At 73.7% G+C, this 26,886-nt stretch carries 26 protein-coding genes; 21 read left to right on the forward strand and 5 right to left on the reverse strand.

Translation table 11 applies throughout. From position 1 onward, the window contains the following. Nucleotides 1–6: 6 nt before the first annotated feature. Entirely contained in the window at nt 7–939 is a 933-nt protein-coding gene (locus O7627_RS17045; RefSeq protein WP_278094507.1) for a S1 family peptidase, read from the reverse strand. 280 nt (nt 940–1,219) lie between these two features. Here O7627_RS17045 and O7627_RS17050 point away from each other — a divergent pair, with 280 nt between their 5' ends. From O7627_RS17050 to O7627_RS17110, 13 genes are all read left to right on the forward strand, one after another. Then, nucleotides 1,220–2,878, forward strand: a complete 1,659-nt coding sequence (locus O7627_RS17050) for an ABC transporter substrate-binding protein (RefSeq protein ID WP_278094508.1) — start codon at nt 1,220–1,222, stop codon at nt 2,876–2,878. A 7-nt stretch (nt 2,879–2,885) separates the two neighbouring features. Beyond that, a complete protein-coding gene (locus tag O7627_RS17055) occupies nt 2,886–3,896 on the forward strand; it encodes an ABC transporter permease (RefSeq protein WP_278094509.1) in 1,011 nt (336 codons plus the stop codon). Between the two features lie 185 nt (nt 3,897–4,081). After that, nucleotides 4,082–4,939 carry an ABC transporter permease gene (locus O7627_RS17060; RefSeq protein WP_278094510.1) on the forward strand — a complete coding sequence of 286 codons (858 nt, stop codon included), beginning with the start codon at nt 4,082–4,084 and terminating at the stop codon, nt 4,937–4,939. Then, nucleotides 4,936–7,296 (forward strand): dipeptide ABC transporter ATP-binding protein, encoded by a 2,361-nt coding sequence (locus O7627_RS17065; protein ID WP_278094511.1) that lies wholly within the window; start codon nt 4,936–4,938, stop codon nt 7,294–7,296. The genes O7627_RS17060 and O7627_RS17065 overlap by 4 nt, the downstream gene beginning before the upstream one ends. Continuing rightward, nucleotides 7,289–9,379: a hydantoinase/oxoprolinase family protein gene (locus tag O7627_RS17070; protein WP_278094512.1), complete on the forward strand. Its 2,091-nt coding sequence runs from the start codon at nt 7,289–7,291 to the stop codon at nt 9,377–9,379. The genes O7627_RS17065 and O7627_RS17070 overlap by 8 nt, the downstream gene beginning before the upstream one ends. Next, complete coding sequence (locus O7627_RS17075; RefSeq protein WP_278094513.1) at nt 9,376–11,079, forward strand: hydantoinase B/oxoprolinase family protein; 1,704 nt, start codon at nt 9,376–9,378, stop codon at nt 11,077–11,079. The genes O7627_RS17070 and O7627_RS17075 overlap by 4 nt, the downstream gene beginning before the upstream one ends. Beyond that, entirely contained in the window at nt 11,072–12,775 is a 1,704-nt protein-coding gene (locus O7627_RS17080) for a hydantoinase B/oxoprolinase family protein (RefSeq protein ID WP_278094514.1), read from the forward strand. The genes O7627_RS17075 and O7627_RS17080 overlap by 8 nt, the downstream gene beginning before the upstream one ends. Continuing rightward, nucleotides 12,772–14,040 carry an amidohydrolase family protein gene (locus O7627_RS17085; protein WP_278094515.1) on the forward strand — a complete coding sequence of 423 codons (1,269 nt, stop codon included), beginning with the start codon at nt 12,772–12,774 and terminating at the stop codon, nt 14,038–14,040. Before O7627_RS17080 ends, O7627_RS17085 begins: the two co-directional genes overlap by 4 nt. Next, a complete protein-coding gene (locus tag O7627_RS17090; RefSeq protein WP_278094516.1) occupies nt 14,037–14,639 on the forward strand; it encodes a nuclear transport factor 2 family protein in 603 nt (200 codons plus the stop codon). The genes O7627_RS17085 and O7627_RS17090 overlap by 4 nt, the downstream gene beginning before the upstream one ends. Beyond that, entirely contained in the window at nt 14,627–15,772 is a 1,146-nt protein-coding gene (locus O7627_RS17095; RefSeq protein WP_278094517.1) for an NADPH:quinone oxidoreductase family protein, read from the forward strand. The genes O7627_RS17090 and O7627_RS17095 overlap by 13 nt, the downstream gene beginning before the upstream one ends. Beyond that, nucleotides 15,769–16,110 carry a TIGR04076 family protein gene (locus O7627_RS17100; RefSeq protein WP_278094518.1) on the forward strand — a complete coding sequence of 114 codons (342 nt, stop codon included), beginning with the start codon at nt 15,769–15,771 and terminating at the stop codon, nt 16,108–16,110. Before O7627_RS17095 ends, O7627_RS17100 begins: the two co-directional genes overlap by 4 nt. Before the next feature lie 11 nt (nt 16,111–16,121). Then, a complete protein-coding gene (locus tag O7627_RS17105; RefSeq protein ID WP_278094519.1) occupies nt 16,122–17,156 on the forward strand; it encodes an LLM class flavin-dependent oxidoreductase in 1,035 nt (344 codons plus the stop codon). Then, nucleotides 17,153–18,334 (forward strand): alpha/beta hydrolase, encoded by a 1,182-nt coding sequence (locus O7627_RS17110; RefSeq protein ID WP_278094520.1) that lies wholly within the window; start codon nt 17,153–17,155, stop codon nt 18,332–18,334. Before O7627_RS17105 ends, O7627_RS17110 begins: the two co-directional genes overlap by 4 nt. Before the next feature lie 44 nt (nt 18,335–18,378). Here O7627_RS17110 and O7627_RS17115 read toward each other — a convergent pair whose 3' ends face one another. Further along, the gene (locus O7627_RS17115; RefSeq protein ID WP_278094521.1) at nt 18,379–18,996 is read right to left on the reverse strand and encodes a cupin domain-containing protein; all 618 of its coding nucleotides are present in this window, start codon (nt 18,994–18,996) and stop codon (nt 18,379–18,381) included. A 173-nt stretch (nt 18,997–19,169) separates the two neighbouring features. Between O7627_RS17115 and O7627_RS17120 the strand changes: the two genes are divergently transcribed. From O7627_RS17120 to O7627_RS17130, 3 genes are all read left to right on the forward strand, one after another. Then, nucleotides 19,170–19,370: a hypothetical protein gene (locus O7627_RS17120; protein ID WP_278094522.1), complete on the forward strand. Its 201-nt coding sequence runs from the start codon at nt 19,170–19,172 to the stop codon at nt 19,368–19,370. Nucleotides 19,371–19,459: 89 nt separating this feature from the next. Next, nucleotides 19,460–20,497 (forward strand): cation transporter, encoded by a 1,038-nt coding sequence (locus tag O7627_RS17125; RefSeq protein ID WP_278094523.1) that lies wholly within the window; start codon nt 19,460–19,462, stop codon nt 20,495–20,497. A 72-nt stretch (nt 20,498–20,569) separates the two neighbouring features. Beyond that, nucleotides 20,570–20,749 (forward strand): hypothetical protein, encoded by a 180-nt coding sequence (locus O7627_RS17130; protein WP_278094524.1) that lies wholly within the window; start codon nt 20,570–20,572, stop codon nt 20,747–20,749. Nucleotides 20,750–20,774: 25 nt separating this feature from the next. Here the strand turns inward: O7627_RS17130 and O7627_RS17135 are convergent, their stop codons facing one another. The 3 genes from O7627_RS17135 to O7627_RS17145 form a co-directional block, all read right to left on the reverse strand. Then, on the reverse strand, nt 20,775–21,239 hold the full coding sequence (locus tag O7627_RS17135) for a hypothetical protein (RefSeq protein WP_278098302.1): 465 nt from the start codon (nt 21,237–21,239) through the stop codon (nt 20,775–20,777). Between the two features lie 106 nt (nt 21,240–21,345). Continuing rightward, the gene (locus O7627_RS17140; protein WP_278094525.1) at nt 21,346–21,555 is read right to left on the reverse strand and encodes a phosphatidylethanolamine-binding protein; all 210 of its coding nucleotides are present in this window, start codon (nt 21,553–21,555) and stop codon (nt 21,346–21,348) included. A gap of 69 nt (nt 21,556–21,624) precedes the next feature. Beyond that, a complete protein-coding gene (locus tag O7627_RS17145) occupies nt 21,625–22,560 on the reverse strand; it encodes a universal stress protein (protein ID WP_278094526.1) in 936 nt (311 codons plus the stop codon). Nucleotides 22,561–22,729: 169 nt separating this feature from the next. On the opposite strand from O7627_RS17145, the gene O7627_RS17150 reads away from it, so the two are divergent. The 5 genes from O7627_RS17150 (at nt 22,730) to O7627_RS17170 (ending at nt 26,869) form a co-directional block, all read left to right on the forward strand. After that, nucleotides 22,730–23,860, forward strand: a complete 1,131-nt coding sequence (locus O7627_RS17150) for an XdhC family protein (protein ID WP_278094527.1) — start codon at nt 22,730–22,732, stop codon at nt 23,858–23,860. A 204-nt stretch (nt 23,861–24,064) separates the two neighbouring features. Then, nucleotides 24,065–24,685, forward strand: a complete 621-nt coding sequence (locus O7627_RS17155) for a CDP-alcohol phosphatidyltransferase family protein (RefSeq protein WP_278098303.1) — start codon at nt 24,065–24,067, stop codon at nt 24,683–24,685. Between the two features lie 37 nt (nt 24,686–24,722). Beyond that, nucleotides 24,723–25,622: a DUF881 domain-containing protein gene (locus O7627_RS17160; RefSeq protein WP_278094528.1), complete on the forward strand. Its 900-nt coding sequence runs from the start codon at nt 24,723–24,725 to the stop codon at nt 25,620–25,622. After that, the gene (locus O7627_RS17165; RefSeq protein WP_278094529.1) at nt 25,619–25,951 is read left to right on the forward strand and encodes a small basic family protein; all 333 of its coding nucleotides are present in this window, start codon (nt 25,619–25,621) and stop codon (nt 25,949–25,951) included. The genes O7627_RS17160 and O7627_RS17165 overlap by 4 nt, the downstream gene beginning before the upstream one ends. Before the next feature lie 9 nt (nt 25,952–25,960). Continuing rightward, nucleotides 25,961–26,869 carry a DUF881 domain-containing protein gene (locus O7627_RS17170; protein WP_278094530.1) on the forward strand — a complete coding sequence of 303 codons (909 nt, stop codon included), beginning with the start codon at nt 25,961–25,963 and terminating at the stop codon, nt 26,867–26,869. Nucleotides 26,870–26,886: the final 17 nt, after the last annotated feature.

Below are 26,886 nucleotides of genomic sequence, written 5' to 3' on the forward strand. Positions count from 1 at the left end.
GCGGAATCAGGGGGAGGTCACCAGGGTCAGGCCCAGGGCGGTGAGTGGGGCGTTGACCGGCTGGAAGTAGGTGACCCCGCCGGAGGTGCAGTTGCCCGAACCGCCGGAGGTCATGCCCTGTGCCTGGTTGCCGGAGATGAACGGCCCGCCCGAGTCGCCCGGCTCGGCGCAGACGCTGGTGCGGGTCAGGCCGTAGATCACGCCCTCGGGGTAAACGACGGTGACGTTGCGGGCCTGGATGACGCCGCACCGCCAGCCGGTGGTGTTGCCGTAGCGGCAGACCGAGGCACCGACCGGGGCGGCGACCGAGCCGCGCACCGGCACGTAGCTGCCGGCCGGCCCGCGGATCTGGCCGACCGGACGCCAGCCCGGGTCGAGCCGGACGTGCGCCCAGTCGGCCGTTGCCGCCGAGACCGCGGCGAAGACGCCCATCCGCTGACCGGCCAGGCTGTAGACGACCGTGCCGACCCGGCCGCAGTGCCGGTTGGTGACGAACCCGCCGACGACGCTGAACCCCACCGTGCACCGGAAGCCCGGGGACGGGCTGGTGGTGAACGGGTCGCCGCCGCGGACGTCGGCGTACGCGACCGGACGCTCGGCGGAGACCTCCACCCGGACCGCGCCGGCGGGTGCGCCGGCCCGGACCGCGAACGCGCGGGCGGCGGCCTCGGCGCCGGGCAGGGCGGTCAGCACGACCCGGTCGGTGCCGGGGTCGGCGTACCAGCTGGTGACCCCGGCCGGGGCGGATCGCGCGGCGCGGTCGAGCCGGTCGGCGCTCGCGGCGAGCGCGCGTTCGCCGTACCCGATGCTGGCCGGCGGCTCTCCGGCGGCGGCCGTGGTGGGCGTGGCCACCAGCCCGGAGGTGGCGAGCAGCCCGACGACGGCGAGTAGTCGGACGGCGGCGGAGGACAGGGCGACTGCGGCGGGTCGGCGCGTCATCACCTCACGGTAGTCGAGCGGTATCGATGCGGATACATACAGCTTCCGTCATACCGCGACGCCAGGACCCGCCGGAGAACACGGTTGTGTATCGCTTGTGTGAAACTCCGTGAACAAAGTGCGTCGCCGGCCATCCGCCGTTCGGTTGGGTGGCCAGCTCTAGATGGTTGCAACCCGGTGAACAACGCCCCGGCTCTTGTTCACAGAAGTTTGCCCTGATAGAACACGGAGAGCGGGCCGCAGCTCCGGTCCACCCCCTCGTGCAAGCGGAGGACATCTGATGGCTGGCACATCTCGTCGCGGTGGCTCCGGATCACCCGCGCTCTCCCGCCGTTCACTGCTGCAGCTCTCCGGCGGCGTGGCCCTGCTGGTCGCCACCGGCGGCTGCGCGGCCGGCTCGCGCACCGAGGGCGACGACGACACCCCCGGCGGCGCCACCGCCGACACCCTGCGGATCGCCGTCTCCAGCTACCTGTCGAGCTGGGACCAGGACTTCGTCGGGTTCGACCTGACCGCGCTGATGCTCTACAAGAACGTCTTCCCCTACATGATCGACTACGCGGTCACCGAGGTCGACGGCAGCAAGATCCTCGACACCGAGAACATCATCCCGACCTTCGCCGAGTCGTTCGAGCCGAGCCCGGACCAGAAGACCTGGACCCTCAAGCTGCGCCAGGGCGTGAAGTTCGGCAGCGGCAACGAGATGACCGCCGCCGACGTGAAGTGGTCCAAGGACCGCGCGTTCGCCGCGCAGGCCAACGTCGCCGGCATCTACCGCACCATCGGCCTGACCGAACCCGACCAGGTCCGGGTCGTCGACGACTACACCGTCGAGTTCACCCAGGCGTTCCCGAGCGCGCTGACCCGCCAGATCCAGGCCATCTCGCTCTACGTCTTCGACTCGGTCGAGGCCAAGAAGCACGTCACCGCCGACGACCCGTGGGCCGCGCAGTGGTACGCCAAGAACCCGCCCACCGGCGGCTACTTCAACGTCAGCCAGGCCACCCAGGGCCAGGAGATCGTGCTGGCCGCCAACTCCGGCTACCCTGGCCCGGACGGGGCGAAGACCCCGACCATCCGGATCAGCGTCGTCCCGGACGCCTCCAACCAGCGCCTGCAACTCCAGGCCGGCGACATCGACGTGGCGCTGGGCATCGGCCAGCGCGACATCGCCGACCTCAAGCAGGCCGACGGCATCAAGGTCATCTCGGCGGCCAGCAACGAGCAGGTCGCCATCCAGATGTCCGTGACCACCGCACCCTTCGACGACGTCAACGTCCGCAAGGCCCTGGCGTACGCGGTGCCCTACGAGCAGATCATCAACAACGTGTACGGCGGCGACGCCCGACCCACCAAGAGCATCGTGCCGCTGGACATGCCCGGCTACGACGAGCGCGGCTACCCGTTCACGTACGACATCGAGCAGGCGAAGTCGGCGCTGGCCGCCTCCGGCAAGACCTCGGTCACCTCCGAGCTGGTCTTCGAGACCGACAACGACACCCAGCAGCAGCTCGCCGTGCTGGTGCAGAGTGAGGCCCGCAAGGCCGGCATCGAGCTGACCCTGACCCCGCTGGACCCGGCCACCCTGGCCGAGCGGCGCGGCGCCAAGAACATCCCGCTGCAGCTCACCGCCGGCCAGCTCTGGGTCAACGACGTCGAGTACATGCTGGCCACCAGCTTCGTGCAGGGCGCCAACCTCAACTACGCCAACTACACCAACCCGGAGATCGAGCAGATCTACGAGCGGTCCCACACCGTCGTCGACGCCACCGAACGCAACGCCCTCTGGACCCGGGTGCAGGAGATCCTCGCCACCGACGTGCCGTGGGTGATCATCTGCCAGCCCAACTTCAACCTTCCGGTACGCGAACAGGTGGCCGGCTGGGTCCAGCCGATGGACGGGCTGGCCCGGCTGCGCTACCTCAGCGCGTCGGCCTGACCTGTCAATGCGGATCTCCCGGTTCGTCGCGCGGCGGCTGCTCCAGCTCATCCCGGTGCTGCTCGGGGTGGTCGTCGCGACGTTCCTGCTGGTGCGGGTGCTGCCCGGCGACCCGATCCGGACCATCCTCGGCCCCAACGCCACCGAGGCCGACGCGGCGGCGGCCCGCGCCCGGTACGGCCTGGACCAGCCGCTGTGGCGGCAGTTCCTGGACTACCTGGGCGGGCTGGTCACCGGCGACTTCGGCACCTCCATCCAGAGCGGGGCGTCGGTCGGCGCCGAACTGGCGCTGCGGGTCGGCCCGACCCTGCAACTCGTCGTCATCGCCGTCGGGGTAGCGCTCGTGGTGGCGGTGACCCTCGGCGTCTGGTCGGCCCGGCGGGCCGACTCCGCCGGCGACCACGGCATCCGGATCCTCGCCCTGATCGGCAACTCGATGCCCGAGTTCTGGCTCGGGCTGGTGCTGATCCTGGTCGGCTACAGCGTGCTCGGCTGGTTCCCGGCGCCCAGCGGCCGGGTCGACCCGGACACCGACCTGACCCCGCTGACCGGCGCCGACCTGCTCGACGCGGCGCTGACCGCGAACGGGCCGGCGTTCGGCTCGGCGCTGGCGCACCTGGTGCTGCCGGTGGCGACCCTGTCGATCGTCATCGTGGCGCCGCTGCTGCGCAGCGTCCGGGCCTCCGCGCTGGAGGTGCTGCACTCCGAGCCGTACACGGCCGCCGCCGCGCACGGGCTGCCGGAGCGGGTGCTGCGCCGGGGCTACCTGATGCGGGCCACCCTGGTCCGGCTGCCGTCGCTGGCCGCCCTGGTCTTCGGCACCGCGATCGGCTCCACCGTGCTCGTCGAGTACGTCTACTCGTGGCAGGGGTTCGGGCAGTGGGCGCTGCGCGGGCTGCTCTACCGCGACTACCCGGTGGTGCAGGCGTCGGTGCTGCTGATCGCCGCCGGCTACGTGCTCGTCTTCCTGATCGCCGACGTCGTGCACGCGATCCTCGACCCGAGAGTGAAGATCTGATGGCCGACCTGCGCGCCACCGGCGGAGCGGGGGAGTCCGCCGGCCCGTCAGCCACCGGCCCCGGCTCTGGCGTGTCCGGTGACTCCCCGAGGGGTGGCTCCCCGAGTGGTGGTTCGTCGACCGTGGCTGGTGGTTCCCCGAGCGTGGCTGGCGGCTTCCCGGCAGTGGCTGGTGGCTCGCCGGGGGTGGCTGGTGGTTCCCCGGTCGTCGCCGGTGGGGGCGCGGCGGCCGGGCGGTTCGCCAACGTGTTGCTCGGCGTCGGCGCGACGATCCTGGCCGTGGTCGCGCTTGCCGCGATCTTCGCTCCGCTGCTGAGCCAGTGGGGGCCGCTGGAGATCGACCCGGCGGGCTCGCGTACCCCGCCGGGCGGCAGTCACCTGCTCGGCACCGACTCCAACGGGATGGACGTCTGGAGCCGGCTGCTGCACGCCGGCCGGCTCGACCTGGGCATCGCCGTCGCCGCGGTGGCGCTCGCCGTGGTCGCCGGCACCACCCTCGGGCTGGTCGCCGGCTACCTGGGCGGCTGGCTCGACGACGTGCTGATGCGGCTGCTCGACATCTTCCAGGCGTTCCCCACCTTCATCCTGGCGCTCGCCGTGGCCGCCCTGCTCGGCGGCGGCACGGTCAACCTGATCATCACGATCGCGCTGGTGAACGCCCCCGGCTACGCCCGGCTGGTCCGCGCCGAGGCCCGATCTGTCCGGGAACTGCCGTTCATCGACGCGGCCGTCACCTCCGGCGCCTCCACGGTCGGCGTGCTCTGGCGGCACGTGCTGCCGAACAGCCTCACCCCGGTCCGGGTGATCGCCCCGCTGAACTGCGGCTGGGCGATGCTGACGCTGGCCGGGCTCTCCTTCCTCGGCCTGGGCGTGCCGGTGCCGACCGCCGAATGGGGCGCCATGATCAGCCTCGGCAGCCCGGACGTGGTGGCGGGCCGCTGGTGGACCTCTGTGCCACCCGGCCTGGTGCTGCTGCTCTGCGTACTCGGCTTCAGCCTGCTCGGCGAGGGCCTGCAGGAACGCGCCGGGGCGGGTCGGCGATGACCGCCGCCACCGGCCCCGCCGCCAGCGACCGCGCCGCCAGCGGACCCGGCGTGTCGGCCGGGCCGGGCCGGCCGTTGCTGGCCATCGAGGACCTCAGCGTCGTCATCGACCGACCCGGCCGGCGGGTCGCCGCGCTCAGCGGGGTGGACCTGCGGGTCGACGCCGGTGAGGTGGTCGGCCTGGTCGGTGAGAGCGGCGGCGGCAAGAGCATGGTGGCCCGGTCGATCGTCGGGCTGCTACCGGCGGGTTCGCACGCGACCGGCCGGGTGCTCTTCGCCGCCGACAGCCCGGCTCCCCACCCTGGCACCGGTGGGGAGCCGGCACGGCGGTCGGCGGCCGACGGGACAACGACGTCCCGCCGGCCGCCGACCCAGCCAATGGCGGGTGAGCCGCCGTCGGGTGAGTGGCCGTCGGGTGGACCGGCGTCGGGTGGGCAGCCGTCGCCGATGCCGGGGATGGCCGACGTGTTGCGGATGGACGCGGCTGCGCTGCGGGCGCACCGGGGACACGGTGCGGCGATCTGCTTCCAGAATCCACGAGGGGCGCTCAGCCCGACCCGCACCGTCGGGCGGCAACTCACCGACCGGCTCATCACCCACCAGTCGATGAGCCCGCGCCGGGCCAGGGAGAGCGCCCGCGAGCTGTTCGAGGCGGTCGGCATCCGCAACCCGGGCCGGCGGCTCGACGCGTACCCGCACGAGCTCTCCGGCGGGATGGCGCAACGGGTGATGATCTCGCTGGCCACCGGCTGCGGGCCGGGTCTGCTGATCGCCGATGAGCCGACCACCGGCCTGGACGTCACCCTGGCCCGGGAGATCCTGCGCCAGTTCCGGCACGCCGCCGACGCCGACCGGCGGGGGGTGCTGCTCATCTCGCACGACCTCGCCTCGATCGCCGAGATCTGCGACCGGGTGGTGGTGCTCTACGCCGGCACGGTCGTGGAGAGCGGCCCGACCGCCCGGGTGCTGCGCGAGCCGGCCCACCCGTACACCCGGGCGCTGCTGGCCTCGGTGCCGGACGTCGACGGCCGGCCGGTGACCGCCACCGCCGGCGCGATGCCGCTGCTGCGCGAGCCGCCGGACGCCTGCCCCTTCGCGCCGCGCTGCCCCCACGCCACGGCCGAGTGCACGACCGCCCGCCCACCGACCGTCCCGGCCCCGACCGCCGCCGGCACGGGCGCCGGTACCTGGACGGTCGCGTGCGTGCTCCCACAGACCGGGCCACCGGTCCCGAGCCCGACAATGCCTGGTCCGGCCGCGCCTCCTGATCTCACGGCGCTCCCTGCAACGGCCGCGGACCCCGGTACGACCCGGACCGTACTGGAGATCGACGACGCGCACGTGGTCTACCGCAGCCGGTTCGGCCGGGGCGGGCACCGGGCGCTGCGTGGCGTCAGCCTGCGGGTGGCGGCCGGCGAGACGCTCGGCGTGGTCGGCGAGAGTGGCTGCGGCAAGAGCACGCTGGCCAGGCTCATTCTCGGCCTGGTCCCGGCCGAGCGGGGCACCGTCACCGTCGGCGGCGCCCGGATGGGTGAGCTGCGGGGCCGGGAACTGCGCCGGCTGCGCAGCCGGGCCCAGCTGGTCTTCCAGGACCCGGTCGGGTCGCTGAGCCCGCGCCGTACCGTCGCCGACGCGATCGCCGAACCGTTGCGCGCGCTCGGCGTACCGGCGGCCGAGCGGGCCGACCGGGTCGGCGCCGTGCTGGACCGGATGGAGCTGGACCGCTCGATCCTGACCCGCCGGCCGCACGAGCTCTCCGGCGGCCAGGCCCAGCGGGTCGGCATCGCCCGCGCCCTGGTCGGCGAGCCCGACCTGATCGTCTTCGACGAGCCGACCTCGGCGTTGGACGTCACCGTGCAGGCGCAGATCCTGCGGGTGATCGGCGAGGTGGCGGCCGACCGGTCGCGCGGCTCGGTCTTCATCTCGCACGACCTGGCGACGGTACGCGGCTTCGCCGACCGGGTGGTGGTGCTCTACCTCGGCCGGATCGTCGAGGAAGGGCCGGTGGACGAGGTCTTCGCCCGGCCCCGGCACCCGTACACCCGGGCGCTGCTGTCCAGCGCGCCGAGCCTCGGTGCCGGATTCGCCGGCCGCCGCGTTGAGCTGGTCAAGGACCTGGAGGAGGCGGACGCCGCCGCCGGGTGTCCGCTCGCGGCGCGCTGCCCGTTCGTCACCGACCGGTGCCGGACCGAGGAGCAACACCTGCGCCCGTACGACGGCAGCCGGGCCGCCTGCTGGCGGTCCCCCGAGATCCCGGCCCTGCTGGGCGAGGACCCCGACCCGGCCGGTCCGACGCCGGCCAGCCCCGAACCGGCGCCGGCCGGCGACGACACGAAAGGTGGCATGCGTGATGCCTGACCGGCACATCCGGCTCGCCGTCGACATCGGCGGGACCTTCGTCGACGCGATGGAGCTGGACACCAGGACCAACCGGGTGCGGTTCCGCAAGGCGTCGACCACCCCGGCCCGGCCGTGGGAGGGGGTGCTGGCCGCGGTCGAGGCGCTCGGCACCGACCTGTCGACCGTGGAGCTGTTCATCCACGGCACCACCCTCGGCCTCAACGCGGTGCTGGAGCGGCGCGGCGACGCCACCGGGATCATCACCAACGAGGGATTCCGGGACATCTTCCTGCTCGGCCGCGGCAACGTCCCCCCGGACCACATGTACGACTTCCAGTACCAGCGGCCGCCGAGCCTGGTGCGTCGCCGGCACACCGCCGGGGTGGTCGGCCGCCTCGACCACCGGGGCCGGGTCGTCGACGAGCTGGACCCGGCCAGCGTCCGGGCCGCCGCCGACAGGCTGGTCGCCGACGGGGTGCGGTCGATCGCGATCTGCTTCCTGCACTCGTTCGTCGACCCGACCCACGAGCGGGCAGCGGCGGCGATCATCCGCGCCGCCCATCCGGGCGTCAGCGTCTCGGTCTCCACCGACATCGTCCGGGAGCACCGGGAGTACGAGCGGACCAGCACCACCGTGCTGGAGGCGTACATCCGGCCGATCTTCGAGCGGTACGTCGACGAGCTGGAGGCCGGGCTGGCCGACCGTGGCTTCGCCGGCCGGTTCCTGATCATGCGTTCCGGTGGCGGGTCGATGACCTCGGCGGCGGCGAAGACCTCGCCCACCCACACCGTGTTGTCCGGCCCGGCCGGCGGGATCGTCGGCGCCGCCGCCCTGGCCGGGGTGATCGGCCGGGACAACCTGCTCACCTTCGACATCGGCGGCACCTCGCTGGACGCCTGCGTGATCGAGCGCGGCACCCCGGTGGCCGCGTACGAGGCGCAGCTCGAACACTTCCCGCTGCTGATCCCGACGTACGACATCCGCACCATCGGCGCCGGCGGCGGCTCGATCGCCTGGCTGGACCGGGGGCTGCTCAAGGTCGGTCCGCACAGCGCCGGGGCCGACCCCGGGCCGGTCTGCTACGGCCGCGGCGGCGACCGGCCGACCGTCACCGACGCCTCGGTGGTGCTCGGCTACGTCGACCCGGACCGGTTCCTCGCCGGCACGATGGGACTGCAGGCCAAGGCCGCCCGGGAGGCGATCGAAAGTCAGCTCGCCGAACCGCTCGGGCTGACCCCGGAGGCGGCCGCCGCCGGCGTCTACGACGTGCTGCTGGCCCGCACCGTCGGCGCGGTCCGGCAGATCACCGTCGAACGCGGCCACGACCCGCGGGTCTTCTCGCTGCTCGCCTTCGGTGGCGCCGGGCCGCTGCTGGCCCCGCTGCTGGCCCGGGAGATGGGCATCCGGGAGGTGGTGGTGCCGTTCGCGCCGTCCGGCTTCTCCGCCTGGGGGATGCTGTCGGCCGACATCGTGGACGACTTCTCCCGTACCGTGTTGGCCACCCTGGACGCGGACGCGCCGGACGGGGCGGTCGACCTGGCGGCGCTCGCGGCCCGGTTCGAAGAGGTGGAGGCCGAGGCGCTCGGGTCGCTTCGCGGGCAGGGTGTGCCGGCCGACGCCTCGGTGCTGGAGCGACAGCTGGAGTTGCGCTACGTCGGCCAGGAACACTCGCTGATCGTCACGGTCGGCGCCGACCTGGACCGGGACGCCATCCGGGCCGCGTTCGAGGCCGCGCACCGCTCCCGGTACGGGCACGCGATGGCCAACCGGCTGCAGATTCTCAACCTGCGGGTACGCGGTATCGGCCTGACCGGGCGTCCGGAGCTGGTCCGCCGGCCGGCCGGCGACGGCGACGTGGGTCGCGCCCTGCTCGGCCACCGCGACGCCTACGACTTCGCCACCCGGGCGGTGGTGCCGTTCGCCGTCTACGACCGGTCCCGGCTGGCCGCCGGTGACCGGTTCGCCGGACCGGCCCTGGTGGACGAGGGCACCTCCACCACCGTGGTCCACGGCGGGCAGCGGGTCGAGGTCGACGACTACGGCCATCTGCTGGTCTCCCTGGACGATGCGCTACCGGCCGCCATCGAGGAGGGGTCGTGACCGCCCTGGACGGCGCCACCGCGGAGGTGGTGCGCAGCTATCTGATCTCGGCGGCCGAGGAGATGCGGGCCACCCTGATCCGGACCTCGTTCAACCCGGTCATCTACGAGGTGCACGACTTCGGCATGTCGATGTACGACGCCGACCTGCGGCTGATCGCCGAGGCCACCGGATTGACCTTCTTCCTCGGCGCCAACGACTTCTCGCTGCGCAAGGGCGTGGAGTACGTCGGCCGGGAGAACCTGCACCGCGGCGACATCGTGCTGCTGAACTATCCGTACTGGAACGCCGCGCACGCCGCCGACGCGACCCTGTTCGCGCCGGTCTTCCAGCCCGACGACGCCGACCCGGCCGCCGACGGGGAGCTGGTCGGGTTTCTCTGCGTACGGGCGCACTGGATGGACCTGGGCGCCAAGGACCCCGGGTACGTGCTGGACTCCACGGACATGCACCAGGAAGGACTGATCTTCCCGGGCACGAAGGTGGTGGCCCGGGGCGAACCGGTCCACGAGATCCACGAGCTGATCCGGTTCAACTCGCGGATGCCCGACGAGGTGCTGGGCGACCTGCACGCCCAGATCGCGGCGCTGCGGACCGGCGAGCGGCGGCTGCTGGAGATCATCGCCAAGTTCGGTCGGCCGATCGTTTCCGCCGCCGTGGACCGGATCATCGCCGACGGCGAGGCCCGCAGCCGGGCCGCGCTGGCCGCCCTGCCGCAGGGCTCGTGGACGGCCACCGACTGGGTCGACGACGACGGCATCACCGACGATCCGGTGAAGATGGCGGTGACGGTCACCATCGCCGACGGCACCTTCACCGTCGACTTCGCCGGTTCGGCGCCGGCCGCCGCCGGGCCGATAAACATGCCGTTCGGCGCCACCGAGGCGATCTGCAAGGTGATCCTCAAGTCGCTCACCTCGCCGGACCAGCCGAGCAACGCCGGCACCGTCGCGCCGCTTGTGGTGCGGGCGGAGCCGGGCAGCCTGTTCCACGCCGTCTATCCGCAGCCGACCTACACCCTCTGGACCGGCATCGTCGCCGTCGAACTGATCCTGAAGGCGCTGGCGCAGGGGATGCCGGACCGGTTGGCGGCGTCGTCGGGTGGGGACGTGCCGGGTTTCATGATGGTGGGGCGGCATCCCGAGACCGGCCAGTTGTTCGCGGTCAGCAACAACGACCCGGTGGGCTGGGGAGCCACCGTGGACCACGACGGCATGAACGCCGCCACCCACGTCTCCGGCAGCACCGGCCGGATCACCCCGGTCGAGGTGTTGGAGGCGCGCACGGGGATGTTCTTCGAGCGGGTGGAGATGCGGACTGATTCGGGTGGTCCGGGTCGGTGCCGGGGTGGGGTGGGGTTGCGGCGGGACATCCGGTTCGTGTCGGCGGGGGAGTTCCTGTCGGTGATCAAGAAGACGCGGTCGGCGCCGTGGGCGTTGGCCGGTGGCGGCGAGCCGGAGCCGAACCAGGTGGTGGTGTTCCCGGGTACGGACCGGGAGGCCCGGGTCAGCACGAAGCGGACGGCGGTCGCGGTCGGCGACCGGGTGACGATCCTGACCGCCGGTGGTGGCGGGCACGGTGATCCGGCGTTGCGGGATCCGGCGGCGGTGCGCCGCGACGTCGCCGAGGGGTACGTCTCACCCGAAGCCGCCCGGCAGGTCTACAGCGTGGACCCGGCCGACGGGGCCGGCGATGACTGAGCCCACCGCCATCGACGGCGCGACCGTCGAGGTGATCCGCAGCCATCTCGCCGCCGTCGCCGAGGAGATGCGCTCCGCGCTGGTCCGGACCGCCTTCAACCCGGTCATCTACGAGGTGCACGACTTCGGCATCTCCGTCTACGACGCCCGGCTGCGGCTGGTCGCCGAGTCGACCGGGCTGAGCCGGTTCCTCGGCGCCAACGACTACTCCATCGGCCGGGGCGTCGAGTACGTCGGCCGGGAGAACCTGCACCCCGGCGACGTGGTGCTGCTGAACTACCCGTACTGGAACGCCGCCCACTCCTACGACGCGACCCTGTTCGCGCCGGTCTTCCAGCCCGACGGTGCCGACCCGGCCGCCGACGGGGAGCTGGTCGGGTTTCTCTGCGTACGGGCGCACTGGATGGACCTGGGCGCCAAGGATCCCGGGTACGTGCTGGACTCCACCGACCTGCACCAGGAGGGGATCATCTTCCCCGGCACCAAGGTGTTCCGGCGCGGCCGGCCGGCCGACGAGATCATCGAGCTGATCCGGTTCAACTCCCGACTGCCCGACCTGGTCGTCGGCGACCTGCACGCCCAGGTGGCGGCACTGCGGACCGGACAGCGGCGGCTCGTCGACCTGTTCGACCGGTACGGCCGGTCCACCGTGGAGACGGTGGTCGACGCGGTCGTCGCCGCCGCCGAGGCGTCCACCGCCGAGGCGGTCGCCGCGCTGCCGCAGGGCTCCTGGACCGCCACCGACTGGCTGGACGACGACGGTGTCACCGACGAGCCGATCCTGATGCGGGTCACCGTCACCGTCGCCGACGGCACCTTCACCGTCGACTTCGACGGGTCGTCACCGGCGGTGCCCGGGCCGGTGAACCTGCCGCTCGGCGCGACGATCGCCACCGCCCGGGTGGCGTTCAAGGCGATCACCACCCCGGCCGAGCAGACCAACGCCGGCCACTTCGCGGCCCTGCGGGTACGCGCCGAACCCGGCACTCTGTTCCACGCCGTCTACCCGGCGGCCACCTTCACCCAGTGGACCGGCACCGTCGCCCTCGAACTGATCTACCGGGCGCTGGCCCAGGGGATGCCGGACCGGTTGGCGGCGTCGTCGGGTGGGGACGTGCCGGGTTTCATGATGGTCGGGCGGCATCCCGAGACCGGCCAGCTCTTCGCGGTGAGCAACAACGACCCGGTCGGCTGGGGCGGCACCCCCGACCACGACGGGATGAACGCCGCCAACCATCTCTGCCAGACCCAGGCCCGCAACACCCCGGTCGAGGTGTTGGAGGCGCGGACGGGGATGTTCTTCGAGCGGGTGGAGATGCGGACTGATTCGGGTGGTCCGGGTCGGTTCCGGGGTGGGGTGGGGTTGCGGCGGGACATCAGGTTCGTGTCGGCGGGGGAGTTCCTGTCGGTGATCAAGAAGACCAGGTCGGCGCCGTGGGCGTTGGCCGGCGGCGGCCAACCGGAGCCGAACCAGGTGATCGTGTTTCCCGGCACCGACCGGGAGGCCCGGGTGTCGACCCGGCGGACCGCGATGCTCCCCGGCGACCGGGTGACGATCCTGACCGCCGGTGGTGGCGGGCACGGCGATCCGGCGTTGCGGGATCCGGCGGCGGTGCGCCGCGACGTCGCCGAGGGGTACGTCTCACCCGAAGCCGCCCTCGACAGCTACCAGGTCCAGATCGGAGAGCCGCGATGAGCGCCGCCGAACACCCCGAACCGGTCGACACCGTCCTGACCAACTGCACGATCGTCGACGGCCGGGTCCTCGACGGCGTCGGCCCCGTCCCGGACGCCGCCGTCTGGGTACGCGACGAGCGGATCGCCGCCGCCGGCCCCCGGACGCAGGTGCTCGCCGCCGCCCGCGCCGGCGGCGACTTCACCGAACTCGACCTGGCCGGCGGGTACGTCACCCCGGGCCTGGCCAACATGCACACCCACCTGTCGCTGTCGCTGCCGGGAGCCGGCGGGGACGGGGTCAAGCAGATGACCGCCCACGAGCTGGCGCTCTACATGGCCGACGGCGCCCGCCGGACCCTGCTGTGCGGGGTCACCACCGTGCGGTGCGTGGCCGAGAAGGACCACGCCGACTTCGCCCTGCGCCGGGCCATCACCGCCGGCCGGGCGATCGGGCCGCGGATCTTCACCGCCGGCCGGGCGCTGGTCTGCACCGGCGGGCACGGCCACGAAGGTTCCGACACCGAGGAGTGCGACGGCGTCGACGGGTTCCGGCGCGGGGTCCGCCGCCAGGTCCGGGCCGGCGCCGACCTGATCAAGGTGATGATCTCGGGTGGCATCGCCGGCGAGCACGAGTCGATCCACACCCGGCAGCTCTTCGCCGACGAGATGGCCGCCGTCATCGAGACCGCGCACGCCTGGGGCCGCAAGGTCACCGCGCACGCCGGCCCCGCGCCGGTGATCGCCGAGGCGGTCGAGTTGGGCCTGGACTGCGTCGAACACGGCTACCAGCTCACCCCGGCGGTGGCCAGCCGGATGGCCGAGCGGGGCACCGCGCTGGTGCCGACGCTGCTGGTCACCCGCTGCAAGGAGTTCTTCGACGAACTCGGCGTACCGGACTGGATGCAGCAGCGGTCGCTCGGCGCCGGACCCCGCCACCTGGACAGCTACGCGATGGCGCTGCAGGCCGGGGTGGAGGTGCTGCTCGGCAGCGACATGCCGCCGTTCTGGCACTTCGAGGGGACCAACGCCTCGGTGCGGGAGCTGGAGTACATGTCCGACGGCGGTATCGGCCCGGCCCGTGCCCTCTACGCCGGCACCCTGGGACCGGTGCGCTGGCTCGGCGCCGAGGCCGACCTCGGCACCGTCGAACCGGGCAAGTACGCCGACCTGATCGCCATGGATGGCGACCCGCTGACCGGCACCTCCGCGCTGCGGGGGGTGCGCTGGGTGATGGCCGGCGGCCGGGTGGTCCGCGACGACCGCGCCGGCTGGAGCGCCCGGTGACCGCGCCGGGCGGCCCCGCCGGCCACCGGCTCACCGGCCACGGGCTCACCGACGGCAGCGGGCGCGACCGCGGCCAGGCAGCCGGAACCGCCGGGGCGAGCGGGAACGCCGCGTCCGCCGGGTCGGCGGCGGAGATCGCCGCGGGGATCGACGACATGTACGAGGCGTTTCTCGCCGGCGACCGGGTGCGCTTCGACGCCCACCTGCATCCCCGGGTCACCACCTGGGAGACCCACCTGCCCGGGCCGCTGCGGGAGCGCGCCGAGCTGGACGAGTACCGGACCCGGCGGGACGCCGCCGGGGCCCGGCCCGACCTCACCGCGCTGGCCGCCCACCACAAGCGCATCGACGTCTGGGGGGATACCGGGCTGGCCCGGTATCTGCTGGTCGCTGCCCCGGCCGGCGACGGGCCAGTCACCCACAGCCGGGTCACCGATGTGCTGCGGCGCACCGACGCCGGCTGGCTGATCGTCCACCACCACGCCGAGCTGCTGTCCGGTTCCACCGACGAACCGTCGGTCTCCGAGCGTCCTGCCGACGAACCGCCGGTCTCCGAGCGGCGGGCCGACGGACCGGGGGTGGAACCGTGCGCCGGCTGATCGCGTGGCGGACCGGGGAGCCGGCCGACGTGCTCTCGGTGGCGCAGCTGCCGCCCGATCCGCCACCCGGTCCCGGCCAGGTCCGGATCGCTGTCGAGACCGTCGGGCTGAACTTCCTCGACGTGCTGCTCTGCCGGGGCGACTACCCGGTCCGGCCGGATCCGCCGATGACGCCCGGGGTCGAGCTGGCCGGCCGGATCGTCGCCGCCGGCCCGGGCATCGACCTCGGGGGCGGCTCCCACCGCGTGACCGGCTCCCACCCGCTGGGTGGCTCCGATGGCGACAGCGGTTCCGACAACGACGGTGGCTCCGATCTCAGGGCTGGCGCTGACCTGGCGGGTGGCTCCGGACTGCGGATCGGTTCCGAGGTGATCGCCTGTCCGGCGCTGCCGCATGGCGCGCTCGGCGAGTCGGTCACCATCGACGCGGACCTGGTGGTGCCCCGGCCGGCCGGGATCGATCCGGTCGACGCGGCGGCGTTGCCGGTCACCTACCAGACCGCCTGGTGGGCGCTGGAGCGGGCCGGGGTGACCGCCGGCGACACCGTGCTCGTGCACGCCGGCGCCGGCGGTGTCGGGATCGCCGTCAGCCAGCTCGCGGTCGCGCGCGGGGCCCGGCTGCTCTGCACCGCGGGCGGGCCGGAGAAGGCGGCCACCTGCCGCGCCAACGGCGCGGATCTGGTGGTCGACTACCGGAACGAGGACTTCGTGCCGGCCGTGTCGGCGGCCACCGGCGGCGCCGGGGCGACCGTGGTGATCGACCCGGTCGGCGGTGACGTGCTGGCCCGGTCGCTGGACTGCCTGGCCTTCGAGGGCCGGCTGGTGGCCGTCGGCGCGGCCGGTGGGAACCCGCCGCCGGTCGACCCGATGCGGCTGATCGCCGCCAACGCCACCCTGGTCGGCCTCTCCTGGGGGTCGGCGTACCCGTGGCAGCGGCCGGCGCAGGTGCGGGCGGCGTACCGGATGGTGTTCGAGCTCTGTGCGGCCGGCGCGGTGCGGCCGCCGGTCAGCCGGGTGGTCCCGCTCGCGCAGGCCCCGGCCGCGCTGGCGGACCTGGCGGCCCGGCGCACCGTCGGGAAGATCGTGGTGCGGGTCGCCGGGCCGGGCGACCCCGAGCGGAGGGAACCGGCATGACCGAGAACGCGGCCGCCGCTCAGGGCGGTGACATGGAGCTGTACGACCTGCGGGTCTGCGTGGACCGGATCGAGGGCCGGTCGGTCTGCGGGATGGCCGTCGGCGACTACTTCGAACTGACCCACAGCGCGCACCTGCGGATCCCGGCGGACCGGCACTTCTGCGTGTACGCCCTCGCGGCGGTGCTGCCGTTCCTGGCCGCCAAGCAGCGGGACGTGCCGCCGGGCGACTGGCTCGCCCAGGACTCGCTGTTCGCCTGCCCCGACCCGGAGGAGCGGCTGGTGATGCGGGTGGAGCGCACCGGCCGCCGGTCGATGAACTCCGCCGACCTGACCTGAGAGGGGCACTCGTGCCGACCGTCGAGATCGGGCTCGGGCTGCAGAGCGACAAGCGGCCCGGCGACTACGCCCGGCTGGCCCGGCGGGCCGAGGAGTACGGCTTCGACGTGCTCACCGTCTTCGGTGATCTGATGTACCAGCCGCCGATCTTCCCGCTGCTGGAGATGGCCGCCGCCACCACCCGGGTCCGGCTCGGGCCGGCCTGTCTCAACCCGTACTCGATGGCGCCGTACGAGATCGCCGGCCAGGTCGCGGCGCTCGACCTCGCCTCGCACGGGCGGGCCTACCTGGGACTGGCCCGGGGCACCTGGCTCGGCGCGGTCGGCCTCGACCAGCCCCGGCCGCTGACCGCCCTGGCCGAGGCGGCCGAGGTAGTCTACCGGCTGCTCGGCGGGGACCGGGACGGTTTCGCCGGGCGGGTGTTCCGGCTCGCTCCCGGGACCGCGCTGCGTTACCCGGTGCACCGCCCGGACCCGCCGCTGCTGCTCGGCGCCTGGGGGCCGCGCGGCGCGGAACTGGCCGGCCGGATCGCCGCCGAGATCAAGGTGGGTGGCAGCGCCAACCCGGCGATGGTGCCGGTGGTGCGCGACCGGGTCCGCGCCGGCGCGGAAGCCGCCGGCCGGAGCGCCGAAGACGTCGGGGTGGTGCTGGGCGCGGTGACCGTGGTGGACGGCGACGGGGCGGCCGCCCGGGCCCGCGCCCGTACCGAGGTCGCCATGTACCTTGCGGTGGTGGCGGACCTCGACCCGACCGTCGACGTGCCGGCCGACCTGCTCGACCGGGTCACCGCGCTCGTCGACGCCGGCCGGCACGAGGAGGCCGGCCGGCTCATCCCCGACGACCTGCTCGACCTGTTCGCCTTCTGCGGTACGCCGGAGCAGGTCGCCGACCGGGCCCAGGCGCTCATCGACGCCGGGGTGCGGCGGGTGGAGTTCGGCACCCCGCACGGACTGACCGACGAGCGGGGCGTGGACCTACTCGGCACCGAGGTCCTACCGCGGCTGCGCCGCCCGACGTCGACCGCCGAGACCGGGGTACGGCAGTGACCGCCCCGGGAACGTCGTCGCCCGGGGTCACCGCGGCGGGATCGCGGCTGCTGGTGGTCGCCGGACCGGGGCTGGTCGCGGATCGGGAGCTGCTGGCCCGGTTGACCGCCACCGAGTCCGCGGCTCTCGGCGTACCCGGTCGGTTTGTCGTGGCCGGTGATCTGGGTGAGTTGCGTGACCTGCTTGCGTCGGCCGGCGCCGACCCGGCGGTGGCCGTGGTGGCGCTGGTCGGGGCGGACCCGACGGCGCGGTCGCTGCTGGCGGCGCCGGGTCCGCACGCGGGGCGTACCGTCTGGTACGACCCGGACGTGACCGCACCGGTTGCGGTGGCGCCGGGCTCGCGGTGGCTGGCCGGGCGGGGCGTCTGGGGGTTGGCGTGGGCGATCCGGCACGCGGTGCACCGGCTGCGCCGGCCGGCCCGGCGGATCCGCTACGGCCCAGGCCCCGAGCAGTGGGGTGAGCTGCGGCTGCCGCCGGCCGCCGCAGCGCCGCCGGTGGCCGTGCTGCTGCACGGCGGCTTCTGGCGGTCGGTCTGGGCGGCGGACCTGATGGACGCGCTCGCGATCGACCTGGCCGACCGCGGTTACGCCGCCTGGAACCTGGAGTACCGCCGCCCCGACCGGCACGGCTGGGCGGCGACCGTGGCCGATGTGGCTGCCGGTCTCGACGCGCTGGCCGGTCTCGACGTCGAGGTGCTCGACCTTGGCCGGGTGGCGGTGTTCGGGCACTCGGCCGGCGGGCAGCTCGCGCTGCGACTGGCCGCCGACACCGCGCGGCCGGCCCGGACCGGCGGCAGCGGGCCGGGCGGCGGGGTCCGGGTCGCGGTCGCGGTCAGTCTGGCCGGCGTGGTGGACCTGACCGAGGGGGACCGGCGTGGCGTCGGCACCGGCGCCGTCGCCGCCGCCCTCGGCGGGGGGCACGCCGACCGGCCCGAGGTGTACGCCGAAGCCGACCCGATGCGCCGGCTGCCGATCGGCGTGCCGCAGCTCGTCGTTCAGGGCGCCGGCGACGACCTGGACCTGATCGACTTCAACCGGCGGTACGTGGCCCGTGCCCGCGCCGTCGGCGACGAGGTGGTCTGGCTGGAGCAGCCGGGCGACCACTTCGCGGTGATCGATCCGGCGGCCGACATCTGGCAGGCCACGCTCGGCGAGCTGGACCAACTGCTCGGCCGCTGATCCGCCGCTGGCGCCCGATAATGAAGTGGGAGTGAACAGGCCGGTCAGAAGAGCCGTGGGGTGACCACCGACACGACGGTGGTCACCTCGGCGGTGTCGTTGAAGAGCCGGTGCGCCACGTTCGACCGCAGATGGACGCTGTCGCCCGGGTAGAGCCGGTGCTCCACCCCGTCGACCTCGTAGAGCAACTCGCCCCGGACCACGTACGCGAACTCCTCACCGGCATGGCCGTACGCCTCCTCCCGGCGACCGCCGGGGGCGATGTGCACCAGCATCGGCTCCAGCACCAGGTTCGGGCCCCGGTCCGAGAGCATCCGGTAGGTCTGCTGGCCGGAGACGTACTGGGTGGCGCCGTTGTCGGCGCGGGTGAGCGTGAAATGCGTCGGCAGCCGGGTGGTCTCCGGTTCGGTGCTGGCCGGCTCGTCGTTGAAGAACTCCGCCACCGGCCGGTCCAGCGCGGCGGCGACGCTGTTCAGCGCGGTCAGGCCGATCGAGGAGACCCCCCGTTCGACCTGGGAGAGAAAGCCGATCGACAACCCGGACCGGCTGGCCAGGCCGCGCAGGGTGAGGCCGCGCTCGGTGCGGAACTGGCGCATCCGGGAACCGACCAGGTCCGGCCGGCCGGCACCATCCGCGGCAGCGACCCGTTCAGACCTGCGCACCGGACCTCCCGCGACGGCCGCGCGGCCGGGGGCGGCCGGCGCGAATTCTGTTTGATGGTATCGAACTGGCCCGCCGCATCGGAAGCCGCTGTCGGCCCGGGTCGCCGATCCGGGCGGCCGGATCAGGCCGCGAACGTCCGCTCCGCGACCGGCCGGTCGCTTAGCGTGGTGGGGTGGATCCATCGGCGGTGTGGCGGGACCAGAACCGTCGTTGGCGGATCGAGGCGTACCGGGCGCCCGACCTCCGGTTCGCCATCTACGCCACCAACGGCACCACCGAGTCGGTGCCGCTCTGGCTGCTCGGCATGCCGGCGTTGGCGCGTTGGCTGATGGTGCAGAAAATTGGTCTCGACGACCTGGAAGTGGTCGACTGAGGCGACCGCCGACCGTGCCGGTTCAATTCGGGTCAGCCGGTTGAATCCGGCCAGCCGGTTGAATCCGGTCAGGTGGGGAAACACGCGCCATGCCGGATGTGTTGGGCGGGTGGTCGGTCTCGGTGGCGGTCGCGGTCTTCGCGGTCGCCGCCGTGGTGACCGTGGTCGGCAGCACCCGGCTGGTGGCGCTCGGCGACGCGCTGGCCGACCGGACCGGCTGGGGGGAGGCGCTCTTCGGCGCGGTCTTCTTCGGTCTGGCCACCTCGTTGTCGGGGATCGTGATGACCACCGTGACGGCACTGGCTGACCAGCCGGAACTCGCCTACGGCAACGCGGTGGGCGGGATCGCCGCCCAGACCACGGCGGTGGCGGTGGCGGACGCCTGCTACCGCCGGGTCAATCTGGAACACGCCTCCGCCTCGCTGGCCAACCTGCTGTTCGGGTCCCTGTTGACCGCGATGTTGGCGTTGGCGCTGCTCGGCACGTTCGCGCCGGAGCTGACCCTGGCCGGCATCCACCCGGTCTCCGCCGCGCTGGTGGGCTGCTACCTCGGCGGGCTCCGGCTGATCCGGTCGACCGGTGCCCGGCCGTTGTGGGAGGCGGTGCAGACGCCGGAGACCCGGCCCGACGTACCGCAGGGACACGGCACGCTGGACCTGCGCGCGGTGCCCTGGTTGTGGGGCCGGTTCGCCCTGGTCGGTGCCGTGGTGGCGGTGGGTGGCTGGGCGATCGCGGTGGCCGCCGGGGACCTGGTGGCGGCCACCGGCCTCTCCGCCGGGTTCGTGGGCGCGGTGTTGATGGGGGTGGTGAACGCCCTGCCGGAGACGGTGACGGCCATCGCCGCGGTCCGCCGGGGCGCGGTGACCCTGGCGGTCGCCGTGGTCCTCGGCGGCAACTGCCTCGACGCGCTCAACCTGGTGGTGGGCGATGCGGCGTACCGGGGTGGGTCGCTCTATCACGCGGCCGGCCCGGACGAGCTCTTCGTCACCGGCGCCGGCCTGCTGATGACCGCGCTCCTCGTCGCCGGCCTGCTGGTCCGCCAGTCCCGGGGCTGGGGCCGCCTCGGCTTCGAGGGAATCGCCCTGCTGGGCACCTATCTGGTCGTCCTGCTGGTGCTGACGAGGTGACCGCGGGTCTCGATCGAGGGATGTGTAGCCGATTCGCAATTAACCCGTTATGCAGTGATTAGCGTGGTCCTGGTGAACAACAAGGGATTGCGGACATTTCTGTCAGTGGGCGCCGCCGTCGCCGTGGTGTTCTTCGGTAGTCGCCCCGAAGACGGGGGCGGGGTCACCAACGCGGTGCTGGTGCTGGCCGCGGCCGCGGGAGTGCTGGTCTGGTTCCTCACCAAGCCCGGCACCGGCAAGCCGGTGAGCTGACCGGGCCGGCGGGCCGACCACCTGTTCAGCGGCGGCGGTCACCGGCCAGCAGGTGCCAGGTCAACGCCGACACCACGCCGTACGCGAGGTGCGGCGCCAGGTCGGCCAGCCAGTCTGCCCGGCTCCAGCTGCGCGGATCGGAGATGCCCAGCGCGGTGATGGGTGCGTCGGAGGCCAGCATCGCCGCGGCCCCGAGCAGCGCGGCGGCCGCCGGCACCGGGATCCGGCGGCGTCGCAGTGCCGCCGCGAACAGCGCGGAGGTGGCCAGCCCGGTGGCGTAGCCGAGCAGTGGTCCGAGGCCGGACCGGCGGTTCTCCGTCATCCGGCTGGGCTGTTCCGAGGCCAGCTCTCCCGCCCGGGCCAGGCCGGCGAGCCGCCGGACCGTCTCCTGCGGGGTCTGGCTGGCCGGCCGCCCACGGACCGCCATGTCCAGGTAGGACACCGCGTTCAGCGCGGTCGTGCCGGCCGCCCCGGCGAGCAGCCCGTCCATCAGGTCGCGGGCCGGCTTACCGCCCTGACCGCCGCGGTTCACCGCGACCACCGCTGCCCGCCGCGGTTCGGCGGAATCGGCCCGGCGCCGTGGCCCGCCCAGGGCGTCATCGGGGTTCACCTCGGCCGCGGCCGCCCTTGGGGCCGCGGCCCCGTTCGCCGCGCAGCACGCCGCGTTGGCCGCGATCCTCCTGCAGGATCCGGTTCGCGACCTCATTGGCCCGCTTGTCCGTTGCGCGGCCGGAGTTCTCCAGCAGCTTGCGCAGCCGCGCCCGTTCGATGTCGTACGCGTTGCTTCCCGGTCGTGGTCCTGGCATGTCGGCGCCTCCCGTCATGTCGGTGCCGTGCGGAGCGCGGTTACCCGCCTGACCGGCGGCTATGCGCCCTCAGCGGCCCGAGCGCAGGCCGGCGGCGTCGCGGGCCGGGGCGTCGGCCCGCTGCCCGTCGGGGCGGTGCACCACCGCGACCGGGCACTGCGCGTGGTGCAGCAGGGCCTGGCTGACCGAGCCGGTGACCAGGCCGGTGAAGCCGCCGCGTCCGCGCGCGCCCACCACCACCAGCCGCGCGGTCGCGGTCTGGTCGATGAGCGCCGGGGCCGGCCGGCCCCGGATGAGGCGGGGCCGGATGGCCACCTCCGGGTACCGTCCCCGCCAGCCCGCGACGGATTCGGCCAGCAGCCGCTCCTCGTCCGACCGCAGCTCGTCGACGTCGTAGACCAGCAGCAGCATGTCGCCGGCGCCGGCGGAGACCGGGTGGTTGAAGGCGTGTACGGCCACCAGGTCGGTGCCGTGCAGCGCCGCCTCCTCGACGGCGAACCCGACCGCGAGTTCGGACAGCTCCGAGCCGTCCACGCCGACCACCACCGGGCCGCTCGGGTCGTCGCGGCCCCGTACCACCAGGACCGGGCAGGCGGCGTGGCCGGACACCTGCACCGCGACCGATCCGACGATCAGGCCGCTGAATCCGCCCAGGCCGCGGTCGCCGAGGACGAGCAGGGCGGCCTTCGGTGACTCGCCCAGCATCGCCTCGGCCGGTTCGCCCTCGGCGATGCCGCCGGTGACGTCCAGGTCGGGAGCCGCCGCGCGGGCCTCGGCGATCGCCCTGGCCACGATCCGCTCGGCCTCGTAGCGGGGTCCACCGTCGAGCGGTCCCGCGGGCGCGGGACTGGCCGGCATGTTCCGTCGCGGCCAGCCGAGCGCGTGCACCACCCGCAGCGGCCGTTGCCGGACGGTGGCCTCGGTCGCGGCGACCCGGACGGCGCGCAGTGCGTCGGCGGAGCCGTCCACCCCGACGACGACGGCCGCGCCGCTGGCTGTGCTCATGTGCGGGCACCCTTCTGCCTGCCGGTCCGCCCGACCGGACCGACCGCCGGTGACCGGGGTGAGCACCCAGTATCGCCGCCGTCGCGGCCGGGCGGGGCCGAACGCCCGTCTCTGGTACTCGGCCGGCCGGGCTGCCAGGGTTGGGTACCGAGCGGCGAGGAGGTCGGGCGTGCGGGACGTGCTGGCGGAGCTGGACCGGTGGTGGCGTCGTGGTGCGCCGGTCGGGCTGGCGACCGTGGTCGAGACCTGGCAGTCGGCTCCCCGGCCGGCCGGCGCGACGATGCTTGTCGGCCCGGACGGCACCGCCGCCGGCAGCGTCTCGGGTGGCTGCGTGGAGGGTGCGGTCTACGAGCTGGCCCGGGAGGTGCTGGCGACCGGGACGCCCCGGTTGCAGCGGTACGGGGTGTCCGACGGTGACGCGTCGGCGGTGGGCCTGACCTGCGGCGGGGTCCTGGACGTCTTCGTCGAGCGGGTGGATCCGGCCGGTGCGGCGGAGCTGGGGGAGGCGTTGGCGGCCATTCGGGCCGGGTTGCCGGTCGCGGTGCTGACCTGCGTGGCGGCGGGCGCGGACGATCCGGCGGGTCGGCTCGGCCGGCGGCTGGTGGTGTGGCCGGACCGTACCGCCGGCACGCTCGGGACGCCACGCCTGGACGCGGCGGCCACCGACGACGCCCGCGGGATGCTCGCCGCGGGTCGCAGCGGCATCCTGCGGTACGGCTACCACGGTCAGCAGCGCGGCGACGGGCTCGCCGTCTTCGTCTCGGCGTTCGCGCCCCGGCCGCGGATGCTGGTTTTCGGGGCGATCGACTTCGCTGCGGCGGTGGCCCGGATCGGCGGGTTTCTCGGCTACCGGGTGACGGTCTGCGACGCCCGTGCGGTGTTCGCCACCGCGCGCCGGTTCCCGACGGCCGACGAGGTGGTGGTGGACTGGCCGCACCGCTACCTGGCGGCCGAGGCGGCGGCCGGTCGGGTGGACGGGCGCACGGTGGTGTGCGTGCTCACCCACGATCCGAAGTTCGACGTACCGGTGCTGGCGGTGGCCCTGCGGCTGCCGTTGGCCTACGTCGGTGCGATGGGGTCCCGGCGGACCCACCTCGACCGGCTGGATCGGTTGCGGGAGGCGGGCCTCGGCCCGGCGGAGCTGGGCAGGCTCGCCTCGCCGTTGGGTCTGGACCTGGGGGCGCGGACGCCGGAGGAGACGGCGGTCAGCATCGCCGCGGAGATCATCGCGTGCCGGTGGGGCGGCACCGGCACTCCGCTGACCGGCCTGGACGGCCGGATCCATCACGACGCCGAGTGAGGGGCACGCACCGCGCCGGACCAACCACAACCTAGCATCCTAGGATGCCTTACAGGGAGTCGCCCAGGTCACGGGCTCAGCTGGCAGTGGCTGGCGGCGGATATAGTGGCAACGCAACTCAGCAGCCACGGGGACCGTCGACCTACCGACCAGGCTGCGTCGGGTGCCAGGGAGGTCCGGGTGGCGCGTCGGCCGACGCCGGAGGTGCGCGCCCAGCCGACCGGGGGCGATGCGGAGCCCGGCACGGGCCGTGTGATCACCATCCCGAACCTGATCAGTTTCGCCCGGCTGCTCGGGGTGCCGCTGTTTCTCTACCTGTTCCTGGCCACCCACGCGGACGTGGCGGCGCTGGTGGTCCTCGCCGTGGGCGGTACCACGGACTGGGTGGACGGTTACGTCGCCCGCCGGCTCCGCCAGGTGAGCCGGCTGGGGGAGCTGCTGGACCCGCTGGCCGACCGGCTCTACATCCTCGCCACCCTGGTCGCGTTCACCGCCCGGGAGCTGGTGCCCTGGCAGTTCACCGCCGCGTTGCTGGCCCGGGAGCTGCTGCTGCTCGGGTCGCTGGCGATCCTGCGCCGGTACGGGTACGGTCCACCGCCGGTGCACTACCTCGGCAAGACGGCGACGTTCATCCTGCTGGCCGCGTTCCCGGTGCTGCTGCTGGCGGGTGCGGTGCCGGGTACGGCAGCGGTGGCGGGGGCGATCGGTTGGGGGTTGGCCTGGTGGGGCCTGGTGCTCTACTGGGCGGCCGGGGCGCTCTACGTGGTGCAGGCGGTGGGGCTGGTCCGCGCCGCCCGGACGGTGAACGGGGCCGGTGGTGGCTGAGCCGACGGGTCGGACCGGCGACGAGCGAGGCGGGGCGATGGCGGGAGACGAACCACGGCGTACCTACGCGCCGGACTTCCTGACCCAGCTGTTCCGGGATCCGCTCGACCCGGGTTACGCGGACGCGGCGGCCCGCCGGGAGCGGGTCGGTCCGGTGACCGGCTGGCGTCGGGGGACGGTCCGCGCGGTGAGCGTGCTGACCCTGGTGGCGCTCGGGTTCCTGCTGGCGGTGGCCTACCGGCAGACGATCGCCGACGAGCCCGGCCGCAGCCAGGCCCGGGCCGGGTTGGTCTCGCAGATCAACGCCCGGGACGAGGAGACCGACGAGTTGACCCGGCGGGCCGATGAGCTGCGGGCCGAGGTGGCCCGGCAGCGCGACGCGGCGTTGTCCGGTGACGCGGCCGCCGAACTGCGGGACCTGGAGGCGAGTACCGGCCTGGGTCGGGTTCGGGGGGACGGGGTGGTGGTGACGGTGGCGGACGGCCCCACGGGGGCGGACGCGGTCACCGGCGCCGGCGGCACCAATCTGGGTCGGGTGCTGGACCGCGATCTGCAGGACATCGCGAACGCGCTGTGGAGCGCGGGGGCGGAGGCGATCTCCATCAACGGGCAGCGGTTGACGGCGACCTCGACGATCAGGGCGGCGGGCAGCGCGATCCTGGTGGGGTTCCGGCCGGTGACCGGCCCGTACGAGGTGTCGGCGATCGGCCCGGACGAGATGGCGGACCGGTTCCAGGACAGCGGTGCGGCGCGGTTGTTGCGCAGTGTCGCCAACGAGTACGGGATGTCGTTCGGGGTCCGGCGGGTCGACGATCTCACCCTGCCGGCGGCGGGTGAACCGCGGCTGGACTACGCTCGTCCCTCGCCGGAGTCCAGCCCGCCGGTGTCGCGGGTGGCGCCGGGTGTGTCCCCGAGCCCGTCCGGAGGTGGCCGATGATCGCCGTGCTGGCCCTGATCGCGGGTGTGGTGCTCGGCGTGGTGGTGGATCCGACGGTGCCGTCGGCGTTGCTGCCCTATCTGCCGATCGCGGTGGTGGCGGCGTTGGACGCGGTGTTCGGCGGGGTCCGGGCGAAGTTGGACGGCATCTTCGACGACAAGCAGTTCGTCATCTCGTTCATCTCCAATGTGCTGGTGGCGGCGCTGATCGTGTATCTGGGTGACCAGTTGGGCGTTGGTGGCCAGCTCTCCACGGGCGTGGTGGTGGTGCTCGGGGTGCGGATTTTCGGCAATGTGGCGGCGATCCGTCGGCACCTGTTCCGGGCATAGGCGGGTTCGATGACGTCGCAGCACAGACCTACCGGTACCGGCTGGCCGGACGCGGCGCCGGCGTCGCGTCCGGGTCGCTCGGCGGACGTTCCGGCGGGGCCGGGTCCGGTGACGGACGTTCCGGCGGCGGAGCCGGAGGGGACGACGGCGGCGACCCAGGCGGTGGGGTCGGTGGCGGCGCGGGAGCCGGGCGGCTCGGCGGCGTCCGGTTCGGCCGGTGGGCGGCCCGGGCTCAGTTCCGCGGCGGTGGTGATCGCGGTGCTGTTGGCGCTGCTGGGGTTCACCTTCGTGGTGCAGGTCAAGAGCACCTCGACGGATTCGTCGTTGGCGGCGCTGCGGCAGGAGGACCTGGTCCGGATTCTGTCGGATCTGGAGGCGCAGGAGGAGCGGCTGCGGCTGGAGATCGCCGCGTTGGAGGAGAGTGAGCGGCAGCTGACCTCCGGGGCGCAGGGGCGTCAGGCGGCGTTGGAGGAGGCCACCCGGCGGGCCGACGAGTTGGGCATTCTGGCGGGGACGCTGCCGGCTTCGGGTCCGGGGTTGACGGTGCGGTTCACGCCGGTGGCCAAGCCGATCCGGGCCTCGACGTTGTTGGACGCGGTGCAGGAGTTGCGGGGTGCGGGGGCGGAGGCGATGCAGATCGCCGGGTCGGACGGCGCGGCGGTGCGGGTGGTGGCCTCGACGTACTTTCTCGATGCCGACGGTGGGGTGCTGGCCGATGGTCGGCGGCTGACGGCGCCGTACACGATCTCGGTGATCGGTGATCCGACGACGATGCGGACCGCGCTGAACATTCCGGGCGGGGTGGTGGCGTCGGTCGGTGGCGACGGCGGTAACGTGACCGTCCAGGAGCGGGAGGTCGTCGACGTGTCGGCGCTGAGCGCGCCTGGGGAGCTGCGATACGCGCGTCCGGTCTCGTGACCGGCGCGGCGGACACG

Origin of the sequence: Solwaraspora sp. WMMD1047 (assembly GCF_029626155.1) — a bacterium.
Taxonomy (GTDB): Bacteria; Actinomycetota; Actinomycetes; order Mycobacteriales; family Micromonosporaceae; genus WMMD1047.

Excerpts from the sequence above, each read along its gene's own strand:
- O7627_RS17125 (WP_278094523.1), top strand. The coding sequence starts at position 19,460 with ATGCCGGATGTGTTGGGCGGGTGGTCGGTCTCGGTGGCGGTCGCGGTC.
- O7627_RS17165 (WP_278094529.1), top strand. The coding sequence starts at position 25,619 with ATGATCGCCGTGCTGGCCCTGATCGCGGGTGTGGTGCTCGGCGTGGTG.
- O7627_RS17085 (WP_278094515.1), top strand. The coding sequence starts at position 12,772 with ATGAGCGCCGCCGAACACCCCGAACCGGTCGACACCGTCCTGACCAAC.
- O7627_RS17100 (WP_278094518.1), top strand. The coding sequence starts at position 15,769 with ATGACCGAGAACGCGGCCGCCGCTCAGGGCGGTGACATGGAGCTGTAC.
- O7627_RS17170 (WP_278094530.1), top strand. The coding sequence starts at position 25,961 with ATGACGTCGCAGCACAGACCTACCGGTACCGGCTGGCCGGACGCGGCG.
- O7627_RS17080 (WP_278094514.1), top strand. The coding sequence starts at position 11,072 with ATGACTGAGCCCACCGCCATCGACGGCGCGACCGTCGAGGTGATCCGC.
- O7627_RS17050 (WP_278094508.1), top strand. The coding sequence starts at position 1,220 with ATGGCTGGCACATCTCGTCGCGGTGGCTCCGGATCACCCGCGCTCTCC.
- O7627_RS17070 (WP_278094512.1), top strand. The coding sequence starts at position 7,289 with ATGCCTGACCGGCACATCCGGCTCGCCGTCGACATCGGCGGGACCTTC.
- O7627_RS17160 (WP_278094528.1), top strand. The coding sequence starts at position 24,723 with ATGGCGGGAGACGAACCACGGCGTACCTACGCGCCGGACTTCCTGACC.
- O7627_RS17055 (WP_278094509.1), top strand. The coding sequence starts at position 2,886 with ATGCGGATCTCCCGGTTCGTCGCGCGGCGGCTGCTCCAGCTCATCCCG.
- O7627_RS17135 (WP_278098302.1), bottom strand. The coding sequence starts at position 21,239 with ATGGACGGGCTGCTCGCCGGGGCGGCCGGCACGACCGCGCTGAACGCG.
- O7627_RS17145 (WP_278094526.1), bottom strand. The coding sequence starts at position 22,560 with ATGAGCACAGCCAGCGGCGCGGCCGTCGTCGTCGGGGTGGACGGCTCC.
- O7627_RS17045 (WP_278094507.1), bottom strand. The coding sequence starts at position 939 with ATGACGCGCCGACCCGCCGCAGTCGCCCTGTCCTCCGCCGCCGTCCGA.
- O7627_RS17065 (WP_278094511.1), top strand. The coding sequence starts at position 4,936 with ATGACCGCCGCCACCGGCCCCGCCGCCAGCGACCGCGCCGCCAGCGGA.
- O7627_RS17140 (WP_278094525.1), bottom strand. The coding sequence starts at position 21,555 with ATGCCAGGACCACGACCGGGAAGCAACGCGTACGACATCGAACGGGCG.